This window comes from Paenactinomyces guangxiensis (assembly GCF_016055185.1).
GTDB classification, from domain to species: domain Bacteria; phylum Bacillota; class Bacilli; order Thermoactinomycetales; family Thermoactinomycetaceae; genus Paenactinomyces; species Paenactinomyces guangxiensis.
Genome location: NZ_JAECVR010000025.1, coordinates 14,619 through 27,278, shown reverse-complemented (window position 1 = coordinate 27,278; position 12,660 = coordinate 14,619). Strand labels below are relative to the sequence as shown.

Sequence of the window (12,660 nt, the reverse complement as noted above, 5' to 3'; positions counted from 1 at the left end):
ATGAACCATCTTAGCACAAAGAATTTACCTTGTCAAAAGGAACTTATTACTAACTGATCAATTCCCTTATCAGACAACGCGGGTCATGAAGATCAAAATACCTCTGCAACACCTTTTCCTCAGGTAAAAAATCAATCACTTGTCCCTGCTTGTCGATGACTTCCAGTACATGATACTTCTCTTTATACAATTTTCTCACGACCATCCGCAAGGGCTCATCTTCTTGAACCGTCAGCTTTTTGATCATCGCCTCATGAGAGACCCCTTGATCCCGGCGCTGAATAAGGAAGCGGAGAAATTGAAAGTTTCGCTGTTTTAAAGCCATCGCATTGGAAAGGAATAAGAACAGAGCAATCAGCAGAAGCGGGAGAATCACAACATTGCCGGGAAGCAAAAAAGAAAGGACTGCCATAAAAAGGGACAAAAGCAGACTTAACCATAATGTCCAGGCAATACACTGCCGGTATGGGAAAAAATAGCTGAGTGCCGCTTGTAGCACCCTCCCCCCGTCTAACGGATAAACGGGAAGAAGATTGAAACAAGCCAGCATCAGATTACCTTGAATAAAATACTCCGTCCATTCCCGGGACCACCATCCTGCCAGATCAAACAGCAGGCTGAGCAAAACCATAAAAACATGATGAAAAGGTCCGGCCAGGGCAACGACGATTTCCTCCCTCGCCGGTACGGTTCCCGATTCCTCCATTTTCGCAACCCCGCCAAAAGGCAATAATTCCATGGAATGAATCCGCCAACCATAAGACCAGGCAGCCGTCACATGGCCCATTTCATGGATAATGATTAACACAAACAGAGTTATAATTTCAATAAAATGGCCTGTCCAAACCGCTGAACAGACCAGGACCCAAAAAAATGGATGAATGTTTACCCGTAATCCTTGCCAGGGGTATTTATTCAAATTGAATCACACTCGCCGGGTTGACAAACTGTTTACCCTCTTTCAGGGCAATATAGACAAGGGACTGGCCCTTGGTCTGCCCCGCTTCTCCGATCAGTTGACCACTTTTGACCCAATCTTTTTCCCTGACTTTCAGATTCTCCAATCGGCCATACCAGGTTTCTCTGCCGTTTGCATGTTGGAGGATAACGGTATTTCCAAGCCCCTCTTTATACCCGGCAAAAGTGACCCATCCTTCTGTCGCAGCTTTCACTTTTGCTCTGGGCGCAGTGCGAATCACAACTCCCTTTCTTTGCTCGTCAAAAGGAAGAACAATTTCTCCTTTGACAGGGACTTTCCACGTGGAGGAAGGGAGGGGGCTGTTCCCTTCATTTTCTGCAAAAAAAGCCGGCAACACTCCCGGTGTTTTGCCTACATATTGCTTGTACCAGTCGGATAATCCTGCAAAGTTAAAATCACGGGTCATCACTTCAGTCACAAATTGTTCCGCCGGTTTTACTGAGGGGGAGCTGGATTGAAGTATCAGAAAGGTAAACACCAACAAAACCGCTGAGATGATCAACTGAAACATCATGCGCTTCTCTCTTTTTCGCTTTGCCGAATCTTTCTGAACCGTTTGGTTCCAGGGGGCGGCCTCGCCGGCCTGTTCCTTTGACGGCTCCCATTCCTTTCCCCATGGGCGAAAAGAATGGTTTACAGTTGGGATGACCCCCTGTTTAAGCAAACGAACTTGCTGTTCCCTTCGTTTCTTAATATTTTGGTTCCATTCATTGTTCATGTTTGACCACCTGTCTTTGTCCAAGCCTTTATAACAAACATATGACTTGACGCAAACAGTTATGCAGATTTGACCATCTCCGATCCCTTAAGCTAAAGCAAGGCTTTTGGCCGCTCGCAAAAGCAGACAGGGCACTGAATATACAGGAGATATCACCACTTTTGCCAATGTAAAAAAGAAACCCGGTACCCGACATTGGATACCAGGTTTCTTTCATCGTCCGCATATTTATGTATAAAGAATTAAGCAAATCCCAACCATCTTTTCATTTTGGATACCATGCTTTTCTCTTCTTCAAGAGTCAGCAGGGGAACCATTTCCCCCTGAATGCGCCGGGCAATATTGCGGTATGCTTTTCCAGCCGGACTGTGGCCGTCGAAAACCACTGGCTCGCCCTGATTACCGGCACGAATGACCCGCTCATCATCAGGGACGACCCCCAGGAGATCAATCGCTAATACTTGAACCACTTCTTCCACATCCATCATTCCGCCATCGCGGACCATTTGCTTGCGGAATCGGTTAACAATGAGCTTGGGCGGAATAGAAACATCCTTTTCCAAAAGTCCGATTACCCGGTCTGCATCGCGAATCGCGGTATTTTCCGACGTGGTGACAACGATGGCCTGATCTGCTCCGGCGACGGCATTTTGAAAGCCCATTTCGATTCCGGCGGGGCTGTCGATAAGGATATAATCAAACTCTTCTTTCAGCTCAGCAATCAGCCGGCGTAACTGATTGCTGGTAATCGAGGTTTTGTCCTTGGTCTGGGCCGCCGGTAACAGATAAAGTTCATCAGACCGTTTGTCTTTGATCAAAGCTTGTTTTACAGTGCAATTATTTTCAATCACATCGACAATATCATAAATAATGCGGTTCTCCAATCCCATAAGTACATCGAGATTGCGGAGTCCGATATCTGTATCAATCATACATACTTTTTTTCCGCTTAAGGCCAGGGCAGTACCGATGTTGGCAGAAGTAGTCGATTTGCCGACCCCGCCTTTTCCCGATGCGATCACAATACTCTCCCCCACTATTTCTTCCCTCCCCTCTCCGGCTGTTTTGCATAACTACGGCCGCTTGTTGTTTTCTTTCCATTCCTGATCGGGACGAATGCGACTCAGGTGATGCATTTTTTCAACAGCGATTTGATTATTGACTAAATAGGCAAAACGCATGTTAACTTCAGACTCATCCCACTGGTCCGGGGGGCGGGAGATCACATCCGCGATGCGAAGTTGGGTCGGGCGAAGGATGGAGGCCGCGATGATGGCGGTTTCATCTCCTTTGCTTCCTGCATGGGCCAACCCGCGTATAGCCCCCATCACATAAATACTGCCTGTGCTTTGTATTGTACCTCCGGGGTTAACATCCCCCAGCAGCAAAATGTCCCCGGTATGTGTGAGGACCTGCCCTGAGCGGACGGTTCCGGACAACATTTCAATCCCGGACTCACGGTCGAGCAGATATGGCATCCCCTCTGACTCAAATTCATGAATGATCAGGTTTTTCCTGATTGAAAACAATTCACGAACAGCTATTTCCTCCGGTTTACTAATCTGCCTTTGGCCCAGTTTAATCTTTACTTTCATCTCAGGGCCATCCCAGATATGTGAAGCATTGTTCTGTTCCAATTTATATTTCAATTCTTTTAACACTGCAGAAAAGGGGCGCGAATCATCGAGAAAGAAAAGAAGGCCATCTTTAGTTCCTTTAATCGTTACGCCCTGTTTCAGTACTTTTCCCATATTTGCGTCACCCCGCCTCAACTAATGATTTCGCTTTCTCCCTTGATTTTCCTTCTGCTGGCAGGGCAGTTCCCCGCTTTCACTCAAGATCCAAACAACTGGATTGTGTTCCGCTTATTTTTGTTATAAATCCAGCTCATAAATTGATAGATGGGAAAACCCCAAACGATATTAAAAAAAACGGAAGGAAGAATATGGGCAAATAAAGAAGGGAAAAATGGCATTTGTGTAAAATCAAATAAACGATACCATCCATAGATGAGTAAAAGATGGGACAATTGGGCCAATATAGCAATCAGGCCCGCGATCCATGGATAGGGTGGAAAAAGCCTTGAAATGTGAACGGTTCCCCAGGCGGTTAACCCGGTGGAAAAGGCGAAAATCCCCAGTGCCGGTCCGTAAACGATATCATGTAAAAAGCCGAATCCTACACCGAATAACACGGCTTGCTGCTCTTTGAGATAAAGGGAAAGAACCACAATTCCGCTCACAACCAATTGAGGAATGATCACAAAGGAGCTTCCCCAGGCCTGGGGAAGCAGCAACTGAAAGACAGAGCCTTCCATGACAAAAAGAAAGAAGAGAAACCCGGCGAAAAACCTTTTCATCATCGCCTTTTCCCTCCTGATCCAGTCTTTGCATCCTGTTGTTGATGCTGTTTTAATTGCAATTTGGCCGGATCTCTAACCACCATGACAAAATCAAGGCGCTCAAAGGTAGCCGACGGTTTGACATAAACCATTTGATCTACACCAAATTCACCGGCTTCCACACGATCCACTGTTCCGATCAGGAGATCCCCGGTATAGATCTCAGACAGCCGGGATGTAACGACCAGCTGCCCCTTTTGGGGTTTGGCCGAGGCAGGAATTTTCTTCATAATCAAGCGCTTTTTCTCTGCATCATATCCTTCAATAATGCCCAGCGTCTCTTTGTTTTGTTCCTTAATCACTGCGGCAATTCCGGGACCGTTCCCCGAATCGGTCAACAGCTGAATATCTGCCATATGTCCGGTTACGGACTGTACCCTGCCGATTAACCCCTGTGAGGTAATAATCGGCATTTTGGATAACACTCCATCGTCGGAGCCACGGTTAATAACCACGCGATTGTTCCAGCGATCCGGGCTGCGGTATACGACCCGTGCAGGAATATAGGTAACTTTATTTTCTTTCTGGTAACCGATCAGCTTTTTAAGTTCCTGATTTTCCTGCTGCAGTTTCATCACTTGTGCTTGCAATTGTAACAGTTGCTGTGAAGAATCTTCGGGCTGACTCTTTTTTTCAGGGGTAAACGAGGAAACCAATGCATAGACAGGCTGGTAAAAAAGGCCCTGGATCCAAGTGACTCCATTTTTAATCCAGCTTTCCGGCCACATCATCTCTCCGCGGTCACCCCGGGTCATACTCACTGAAAAAATCACCAAGATTATCGACAACAAAAGCAAAATCAGACGTCGGTGGATAAAAAAGCGACCAAACATTATCTATCCCCCGCTAAAAGCGTCTCTTTCTAAAGCGGAAAGGAGAGCTTGTCTTCGGTGTGAATAAATCAATATGCTCCAGTGCGGCTCCTGTTCCAATTGCTACACAGTCAAGGGCGTTTTCGGCGATGACGACCGGCATATGTGTTTCTTGATTCAGTCGTTCGTCCAGCTTTCTCAGGAGAGCTCCCCCGCCGGTCAGGACAATTCCCCGGTCAAGAATGTCCGCAGCCAGCTCGGGTGGAGTTTGTTCAAGCGTTTGTTTGACTGATTCGATGATCGCATCTACGGTTTCTTCCAAAGCTTCGGCAATCTCTTGGGAAGTGATTTTAAGATTTTTCGGGAGGCCCGTAACCAGATCTCTGCCTTTAATCTCCTTCCATTTCTCCTCATCTGCCGGAAGGGCAGAACCGATTTCCAGTTTGAGCGTTTCAGCCGTCCGTTCTCCGATCATCAAATTATACTTTCGTTTGATATATTGAATGATGGCGTCATCCATTTTATCTCCGGCAACCCGCAGCGATCTGCTGGTAACAATTCCTCCCAAAGAGATTACCGCGACTTCTGTTGTTCCTCCGCCGATATCAACCACCATGCTTCCCGTCGGTTCCCATACAGGCAGACCTGCACCGATCGCGGCGGCAAACGGTTCCTCAATCGTATATGCTTCTTTGGCTCCGGCACGCAGAGTGGCTTCTTCCACCGCTCTCTGTTCCACAGGCGTAACTCCGGAAGGAATACATACCATGACATTTGGCTTGCGTGGGAGGTAGATTTTCCGCTCCGTTGCCTGTTTAATAAAATACTCAATCATCACGGCTGTTGCATTGTAATCAGCGATAACCCCGTCCTTCATCGGCCGGATTGCAACAATGTTGCCCGGTGTCCGGCCAAGCATTTGTTTGGCCATATTGCCAACTGCTTTAATTTCATCAGTGTTGGTATCCATAGCCACAACGGAAGGTTCACGTATCACAATTCCTTGATCTTTAACAAATACCAGTGTATTTGCTGTTCCCAAATCGATCCCCATATCTCGCGTGAAGCCACCAAACATGGTAAAAAAAACTCCCTCCGCTTAAGCTGACTATTCTAAGAATAGACTCCTTTTCCGCACTCCGTTAATTTTCAGGTATCAATCCCTTTTCTTTCATACTGTAATAAGTCTGATCTCCGATGATCAGATGATCAACCAGGTCTATGCCCATAATATGGCCGGCCTCAATCAGGCGTTCAGTTACCTCCAGATCTTCCCGGCTGGGAGTTGGGTCACCGCTGGGATGGTTATGTACACAAATAATAGCCGCAGAACTGCGTCGAATCGCTTCATGGAACACTTCGCGGGGATGGACGACAGAAACGTTTAAGCTACCTTTAAAGATGCACTTTTTGTCAATTACCCTGTATTTTGTGTTTAAAAACAGGCAAATGAAGTGTTCCTGCTGCTCATACCGCAGTTCGTCCATCACAAACTGGACAGCATCATCTGGAGAGCGAATCGCCAGCCGGTCCGCGGGAACCGCTCTGGAAATTCGCCTCCCCAGTTCAACACCGGCCAACAGTTGGACCGCTTTCGCCGGACCGATGCCGCGAATTTGTGTAAGCTCCTGCCAGGAAGCAGAAGTCAGCCCCTTTAACCCACCCAGTTCCCCCAGCAAACGTTGAGCCAAATGCAGCACAGATTCTCCCGTGCTTCCTGTGCGCAACAAGAGGGCAATCAGTTCTGCATTGGATAAATGTTCCGCCCCAAAGCGAAGCATTCGTTCACGTGGGCGCTCTTCTTCGGGAACATCTTTCAGTAAAACATATTTATAAACCGGCTCTTTCATTTTTCTCCTCCGCCTCTTTATCCCTTCTTCACCCGGAAGAGGTTGAACCAGTTGTGATCGGCAGAGAAGTTACAAAACCTTTGTTCCGGATCGAAAATCTTCAACCAGAGAAAAGCCTATCTTTTCCATCATTTCATCCAACAGTGAAATGGACAAACCCACCACATTGAAATAGCAACCTTCAATTTTTTCGACAAAGCAGGCTCCAAAACCTTGAATTCCATAAGCACCCGCTTTGTCCAAAGGTTCACCTGTACCTGCATACCACTCAATCTTCTCAGGAGTGAGCCTTCGCATCCACACCGTTGTCCGTTTATGGTCCGTCAGTTCTCGTACTACTTTTTCATCATGCACCTGAACAAGAGCAATTCCTGTATAGACCTGATGCTCTCTCCCCTGCAGCCGGGTGAGCATCCGTTTCACAACGGTCTGATCCCCGGGCTTGCCGAGAATTTCATCATCGAGCACTACGACTGTATCTGCACCAATCACTAAAGCCGATTGACAACTTCGGGCAACAGCTTTTGCTTTTTTTAATGCCAGTTGTTCAACAAACGTGGCTGGTGACAGATTTTGCTCCACTGTTTCATCTGCCTGGCTTGTTTGAATTCTAAAAGATAATCCGAGCTGGGATAGCAATTCCTGTCTGCGAGGAGAACCGGAAGCCAGCACTAATTCCGGTTGCATATTTATTCCACCTTCCTGTGAGTAGAAGCAAAGTTGGAGAATCGAGCGTTAGTATAACCAAATCGTGGAATTGAATGTGGATCGTTCCTCTTTTCCGTTAAGGAAAATGCACCTACAACCAATGTGAAGGTGCATTGTTTTTCACAGGAACATTTTCAGTTTAGCAAATGAATCCTCAATCAACAAGGAACAAATGCAACAATTTGTCAGAAATTGACGAGTATTTTATCTGAATATTCCATTCGGAGAATGCCCATCTACCTTATTTGCTGACAGCCTGTACAAACTGTTCATATGAAGTAGCATAACGGAGCAACCCCTCCTGGATTTGCCATAACAAGGCCTGGCTCGGATTTTTTTCCGCCTCCTGGCCACTCTGGATGGCTAGATCCATTGCAGAGATCATGTCGGATAATGATTCTCTCGCCTTCTCTGGGAGTGCTGATTCGACTGTCTGGCTTTCAGTCACAAACTTGCGGTATTGGGCAGTCAGTTCCTGGTTAAATGAAAAGGATGAGGGTGTCTTGTTTGAATCATTGTCAATATGGAGGACAGATAATTTTCCGAGCTGTTCCAGCAAACGGTGTCCAGTCTGAATCATGGAAGACAATTGCGCAACCGTCTCATCTTGCAGGGAATCAGGTTTTCCCTGAATATTCAATTCTTTTAAATAGACATGAACATCCTGCTGCTGGTAGATTGCGGACAGCTTAAGAGCATCGTCACGATTTAAACCGATTCCCAGAAAGATGCGATATGGAGCTTTTTGCGACATAACTGCGGCCAGACCACGGGTGCGGTAATCATGTACCGTTTTTTCGGCTCCTCCTTTTTCACTGAAGTTTCCCGCTTGCATCATCACAACCTTCAGTGGCGGGAGTGTCAGCCCGGCTGCTGTTGTCGATGGAGGAGCTGAATCACCTTTTTTTTTGGCTTCCGTTGCATGAGGCAAATGATTGTCAATGGAGTAAGTCGAGTGAACAGACCGGTCGGAAAAGAATAGTTGAAGGACGGAAAAACCCATCACCGTCCCTATCAGGATCGCTCCTCCGATCGAGAGAACGAGTTGCAGCATATTCGTCCCGGACGGTTTTCTCTTTTGAAAAAACGGATTGTTGGGAGAGCCCCATTCAATAATATTTCTTTTTTTAGATGTCTCAGCCTGAAATACGTTTTTAAAACGGTACTGGCTTACAGCATCCATAAAATCCTTCACTTTTTTCTCTTTTTTAGCCGCAGGAATTGCTTTTACGCAGGGAGACGCTCTTTCAATCTGTGAACGATTGATTTGTTCGTCAGCAGACTTCGGCCGACTAATCATTACCGGCTTACCCTTTTCCCGGCCATCCTTAGATTTTACTACTATCTTCAGTCCCTCTTGCTGTCGCTGAACTGTGTTCTTTGGTTTCTCCATCTCAATCGTCCCTTCCACAAATCTGTTAATCTTAGGGTATGTTTTGATAGAGAAGAAAAGACCCCTTTGATCGTTTTTTCGTCTATTCTTTTTGAGAGAATTTGATAGTTTTGTCGGCGGCAGTTTGGCATGTACCGTGCTCAATTTTTCCGAAGTAAGAATCCTAACGCCGGCAATCCCCGAAGGATTTACTGTTGCATTTACCTAGTAATCATTTGATAATAGACAAGGAACATATATTCGTATAAGAGTAAGTTTCTATGTTTAATCAAGTTTTCCAGAGTATCATAGGAAAGGATCAGGCTTTTGGTACATATTCCCTCCGGCAAGATTGTATTTTATGCCTCCTGCTGAGGTTTGGATGAAAACGGCATGAATTTAATAAAGGATGTGATTTATATGGGGAATTTCGATAACAAATGGACAATGGTCGACCGCTACATCACTGAACTTCTCTTACCACCTGATCCTGTATTGGAAGAAACTCTGCAAGCCAACAAAGCTGCCGGTTTACCTTCGATCGATGTAGCTCCCAATCAAGGAAAATTCCTCTATCTGCTTGTCCAGATTCGGGGAGCACGACGTATACTGGGCTAGGCGGATACAGCACCATATGGCTTGTTCGTGCCCTGCCAAAAGATGGACATTTAATCAGTTTAGAACTTGACGCAACACATGCGGAAGTGGCTCAGTCGAATATTGCAAGGGCCGGTCTGTCAGACCAAGTAGAGATACGAGTGGGAGAAGCTATAGACTCCTTAGCACAGCTGGAAGCAGAAAAGACGGAACCTTTTGATATGATATTTATTGATGCTGATAAGCCCAACAATCCTCATTATTTGGAATGGGCCTTAAAATTATCACGTCGCGGCAGCCTGATCATTGGCGATAATGTCGTACGCAACGGAGCAGTAGTCAACGAAGCCAGTACCGATCCCAGCGTCCGGGGAGTACAGCGCTTCTTTGAGTTACTCGCGGCCGAGCCGCGCGTGAGTGCCGCGGCGATCCAAACTGTGGGCAGCAAAGGGTATGACGGGTTCGCAATTGCGCTCGTCACAGAGGACGAGTAGGGATATTGATGCTGTGATGAAACGGAATCAAAATAAAATAATGAATTGGACTTAGAAATCTATTTCACCTTTAAAAAGAATTGATCCGTATAACCTCTTATTTCTCCAGTTAACGAAACTCAGCCTTCTATAAAGATGACTGAGTTTTACCTTTTATGTAATGGAGAAACTAGAGCAGTTTTCTGGTTGCCCCATAAAATAAACAAAGCCTTCCCTACTGTGAGAAGACTTTGTTTTCATGCAGTTATGAAGAAGGAGCCGTTACAGATCCCGTATCATTATTAGTCCCTGTGGAAGGTTGCTTGGTGGAGGGAGGATTGGGTTGATTGGAGGAAGGATTGTTGGTATTGGGCTGCTGCGTTGGCTTTTGGTCCTCCTTTTCCATCTCCTCCTCTTTATTTTCATCTGCCTGAGTGGAAGACGGAGGCAATACTTGAATCGTTTCCGTTGATGTGGGCGGAGTTGTCAGCGAAGGTGGCTGGTTGGCAGATGAGGGAATTTTCAGTCCCGGGTCCTGATAAATATAAAAAATGAGTCGAACCCGTGTATTTCCTTTCGCGCCGGCTTCCGTAACCACCTTGTTTTCCCATTCCTCAATGCGCATGATGCGCTCACTTTCCTTTAGCTTTTGAAACCATGTTTTTACCTGGGCAATGGTTGCTTCTACGTAAACATCTGCCCAGACAGCCCGCACATGTGAGGGGACAGGTTTTGTTTTGGGAGACGCTTCTTTTTTTCCGTATTTAGTTACTTCTTCTAACAGCTTCTGCTCTACCGTCTTCCCTTTTTCAAGCTCCTGGTCTAACTCTTCACGTGTAAAGGCAAAACGGGCTCCCGTCCACTTTACGCCTGCCTCAGTCGCTTTCGTCTGGATCTCTTGTAAAAAAGAAGGAATACTTGCCTCAGTCGGGATTTTCTTTTGCATTGCCTCCAGCTCTTCCCTGGTTGGGATTCGCAAACCGTTACCAGCCAGCTGAACCGTTGACTTATGTTCAGCGATATACGTTTGCATCGACGCTACCCGGTTTTTTTGTGCCTGTAACTTCACATGTTGTTGATATAAAAGCGGAGAGCCGATTCCGACTACCAGGATCAACCCGCCGGCAAAAACTCCGTATAAAAATCCTCCCGATTTATACCAAAGAGGAGATCGTCCGTTCATCGCCCACCCTCCTCAGGAGCCAGGCTTTTAAAAGTAAAATGAAAGCGGACTACTTTGGCTGTCTCCGGCTTAATCTTCACATCTTTCATCGCTGAAGCTTCTTCCACGCTGTCGATGGCAAAGTTGTAAATAGATGAACTCTTTTTCATCTGACTCTGGAAATAGGAGATGCTGTCCAGGGTACTGAAAGCAGCCATTCCCTTCAGCGTCTGGCCCTTCACTTGCACATTAAAAAGACGCCCCTCCGCTGACATTGCTGATTCCATGATAGATAACGCCTGATCCCAGTCCATATTTTCCGATTTTAACTGCCCGACGGTTTTTTGGTAATCTAAAACAGCTCGATGGTCGGCAGTAAATTCCTCCTTTTCCTTGACTTTGGCACGGACCTTAGCCTCTTGGGGAAGAATGACGGAAATGCGTTTGTTCACCTGAGCCAGTTGCACCCTTTGTTCCAGGTATCCCCAGACCGCCAACCCACTCAGGCTGCCTAGAACTAGAGCAATCAGGGTGACCCATAGGGAAAAAAAACGGCGTGTGATCGGAATATTTTGGATAAGATTTATTTTCACGTGAGCTCCCTCCCATTTAGCAGCAAACCGATCGGGACAGACATGGAGGAGCCCAGCCAGCGTGTAACCCGCTCTTGCAGCGTCGAGGATAAAATATTCTCCGGGGGAGGTCCGATTTCTACTTTTCCGTCGATTTGTTTTGACAGCCAATCTTTCAGCATGGAAAAGTCGATTCCATCGCCGGTGAGAATCCACTGTCCCGGTGTTATACGATGTTGATCCTTCCATATTGCCAGCTTTTCATTCACCGCAGCTAATAATTGTTGTCCGTATTGTTCGATTTCTTTTTCCACCATCAGGATGGGTTTTAACGGGTCCGTTTGCGGATGGTCAGGACCAATGCGATATGATGGCATGGAGAGGGGAAGAAAAGTGATATCCTGGATATCCCCATCTTTAAACCAGCTCAGTTCCACGCCGGTCAACGAGAGGTGAAGGGTAATCAGCTGGGAAGACAACTTCTCTGTGGAAAATCGAAGCCAGCGATAGAGGCCGAGGGAAGACAACTCCAGCGAAACGGGTTCCAATCCGCACCACTCAATGATTTTTAGCAATGTATCTACATATTCTTTGGAGGCAGCCACCAACAGCAGATCCCGCTCTTCCTCCAGTTCGTGTTTGTCGAGAAGAATAAAGTCAAACACAACCTCTTCATCGGAGAAACCGAGTTCAGGGATCACTTTTTCTTTAATCCACCTGCGCAACCGGCGTTTTCCCAATTGGGGGACCCGTTCCCTTTGAACCAGCACATGGCGGCTGTTGATGGCCATATGGACCTTGCGCGTGGCAAACCGCCTGCCAAGCAAAGCTTCGCGAACCGACTGGACCAACTCTTCTTTCTCAATAAATTCCCCGTCTTTACTCCATACTGAAGGCAGAGGATGAGCAACTACTTGATTTAAGCGCACCTTCCGTCTAACACTTTGTACTTCCACTAATTTCAGCAATGTATCGTTCAACTCAAGGCCTAACATCCTGCGACGGAATGGCAAATC

The 12,660-nt window shown here is 46.5% G+C and carries 13 protein-coding genes and 1 pseudogene; 1 reads left to right on the top strand and 13 read right to left on the bottom strand.

What is annotated here, in order from left to right:
* Nucleotides 1-49: 49 nt before the first annotated feature.
* The 10 genes from I8U27_RS17775 to I8U27_RS17730 all read right to left on the bottom strand — a co-directional run bounded on the left by I8U27_RS17775 (nucleotide 50) and on the right by I8U27_RS17730 (nucleotide 8,861).
* Nucleotides 50-919, bottom strand: a complete 870-nt coding sequence (locus tag I8U27_RS17775) for a M50 family metallopeptidase (protein WP_181754320.1) — start codon at nucleotides 917-919, stop codon at nucleotides 50-52.
* Nucleotides 912-1,697 carry a M23 family metallopeptidase gene (locus I8U27_RS17770; RefSeq protein WP_181754318.1) on the bottom strand — a complete coding sequence of 262 codons (786 nt, stop codon included), beginning with the start codon at nucleotides 1,695-1,697 and terminating at the stop codon, nucleotides 912-914. Before I8U27_RS17770 ends, I8U27_RS17775 begins: the two co-directional genes overlap by 8 nt.
* A gap of 242 nt (nucleotides 1,698-1,939) precedes the next feature.
* Complete coding sequence (minD, locus tag I8U27_RS17765) at nucleotides 1,940-2,734, bottom strand: septum site-determining protein MinD (RefSeq protein ID WP_181754316.1); 795 nt, start codon at nucleotides 2,732-2,734, stop codon at nucleotides 1,940-1,942.
* 36 nt (nucleotides 2,735-2,770) lie between these two features.
* Nucleotides 2,771-3,448: a septum site-determining protein MinC gene (locus I8U27_RS17760; RefSeq protein ID WP_181754314.1), complete on the bottom strand. Its 678-nt coding sequence runs from the start codon at nucleotides 3,446-3,448 to the stop codon at nucleotides 2,771-2,773.
* Nucleotides 3,449-3,531: 83 nt separating this feature from the next.
* A complete protein-coding gene (gene mreD, locus I8U27_RS17755; RefSeq protein WP_181754312.1) occupies nucleotides 3,532-4,059 on the bottom strand; it encodes a rod shape-determining protein MreD in 528 nt (175 codons plus the stop codon).
* The gene (gene mreC, locus I8U27_RS17750) at nucleotides 4,056-4,931 is read right to left on the bottom strand and encodes a rod shape-determining protein MreC (RefSeq protein ID WP_181754310.1); all 876 of its coding nucleotides are present in this window, start codon (nucleotides 4,929-4,931) and stop codon (nucleotides 4,056-4,058) included. Before mreC ends, mreD begins: the two co-directional genes overlap by 4 nt.
* Nucleotides 4,932-4,944: 13 nt before the next feature.
* On the bottom strand, nucleotides 4,945-5,988 hold the full coding sequence (locus I8U27_RS17745; RefSeq protein ID WP_181754308.1) for a rod shape-determining protein: 1,044 nt from the start codon (nucleotides 5,986-5,988) through the stop codon (nucleotides 4,945-4,947).
* 64 nt (nucleotides 5,989-6,052) lie between these two features.
* The gene (gene radC / locus I8U27_RS17740; protein ID WP_181754306.1) at nucleotides 6,053-6,760 is read right to left on the bottom strand and encodes a RadC family protein; all 708 of its coding nucleotides are present in this window, start codon (nucleotides 6,758-6,760) and stop codon (nucleotides 6,053-6,055) included.
* 69 nt (nucleotides 6,761-6,829) lie between these two features.
* Nucleotides 6,830-7,447, bottom strand: coding sequence for a Maf family protein (locus I8U27_RS17735; RefSeq protein WP_181754304.1), 618 nt, complete (start codon nucleotides 7,445-7,447; stop codon nucleotides 6,830-6,832).
* 262 nt (nucleotides 7,448-7,709) lie between these two features.
* Nucleotides 7,710-8,861, bottom strand: a complete 1,152-nt coding sequence (locus tag I8U27_RS17730) for a hypothetical protein (RefSeq protein ID WP_181754302.1) — start codon at nucleotides 8,859-8,861, stop codon at nucleotides 7,710-7,712.
* 399 nt (nucleotides 8,862-9,260) lie between these two features.
* Between I8U27_RS17730 and I8U27_RS17725 the strand changes: the two are divergent.
* Nucleotides 9,261-9,931: pseudogene (locus tag I8U27_RS17725) on the top strand (O-methyltransferase).
* Between the two features lie 244 nt (nucleotides 9,932-10,175).
* Here the strand turns inward: I8U27_RS17725 and I8U27_RS17720 are convergent.
* From I8U27_RS17720 to pilM, 3 genes are read right to left on the bottom strand one after another with little or no spacing between them, the layout of a single operon-like run.
* Nucleotides 10,176-11,093: a hypothetical protein gene (locus tag I8U27_RS17720; protein ID WP_181754300.1), complete on the bottom strand. Its 918-nt coding sequence runs from the start codon at nucleotides 11,091-11,093 to the stop codon at nucleotides 10,176-10,178.
* Nucleotides 11,090-11,665, bottom strand: coding sequence for a hypothetical protein (locus tag I8U27_RS17715; protein WP_181754298.1), 576 nt, complete (start codon nucleotides 11,663-11,665; stop codon nucleotides 11,090-11,092). The genes I8U27_RS17720 and I8U27_RS17715 overlap by 4 nt, the downstream gene beginning before the upstream one ends.
* Entirely contained in the window at nucleotides 11,662-12,657 is a 996-nt protein-coding gene (gene pilM / locus I8U27_RS17710) for a pilus assembly protein PilM (protein ID WP_181754296.1), read from the bottom strand. The genes I8U27_RS17715 and pilM overlap by 4 nt, the downstream gene beginning before the upstream one ends.
* Nucleotides 12,658-12,660 lie beyond the last annotated feature (3 nt).

What these genes read in the sequence shown, in the direction of transcription:
- I8U27_RS17720 (WP_181754300.1), bottom strand. Translation starts at nt 11,093, where the DNA reads ATGAACGGACGATCTCCTCTTTGGTATAAATCGGGAGGATTTTTATAC.
- I8U27_RS17770 (WP_181754318.1), bottom strand. Translation starts at nt 1,697, where the DNA reads ATGAACAATGAATGGAACCAAAATATTAAGAAACGAAGGGAACAGCAA.
- I8U27_RS17730 (WP_181754302.1), bottom strand. Translation starts at nt 8,861, where the DNA reads ATGGAGAAACCAAAGAACACAGTTCAGCGACAGCAAGAGGGACTGAAG.
- mreD (WP_181754312.1), bottom strand. Translation starts at nt 4,059, where the DNA reads ATGATGAAAAGGTTTTTCGCCGGGTTTCTCTTCTTTCTTTTTGTCATG.
- I8U27_RS17735 (WP_181754304.1), bottom strand. Translation starts at nt 7,447, where the DNA reads ATGCAACCGGAATTAGTGCTGGCTTCCGGTTCTCCTCGCAGACAGGAA.
- mreC (WP_181754310.1), bottom strand. Translation starts at nt 4,931, where the DNA reads ATGTTTGGTCGCTTTTTTATCCACCGACGTCTGATTTTGCTTTTGTTG.
- I8U27_RS17760 (WP_181754314.1), bottom strand. Translation starts at nt 3,448, where the DNA reads ATGGGAAAAGTACTGAAACAGGGCGTAACGATTAAAGGAACTAAAGAT.
- radC (WP_181754306.1), bottom strand. Translation starts at nt 6,760, where the DNA reads ATGAAAGAGCCGGTTTATAAATATGTTTTACTGAAAGATGTTCCCGAA.
- I8U27_RS17745 (WP_181754308.1), bottom strand. Translation starts at nt 5,988, where the DNA reads ATGTTTGGTGGCTTCACGCGAGATATGGGGATCGATTTGGGAACAGCA.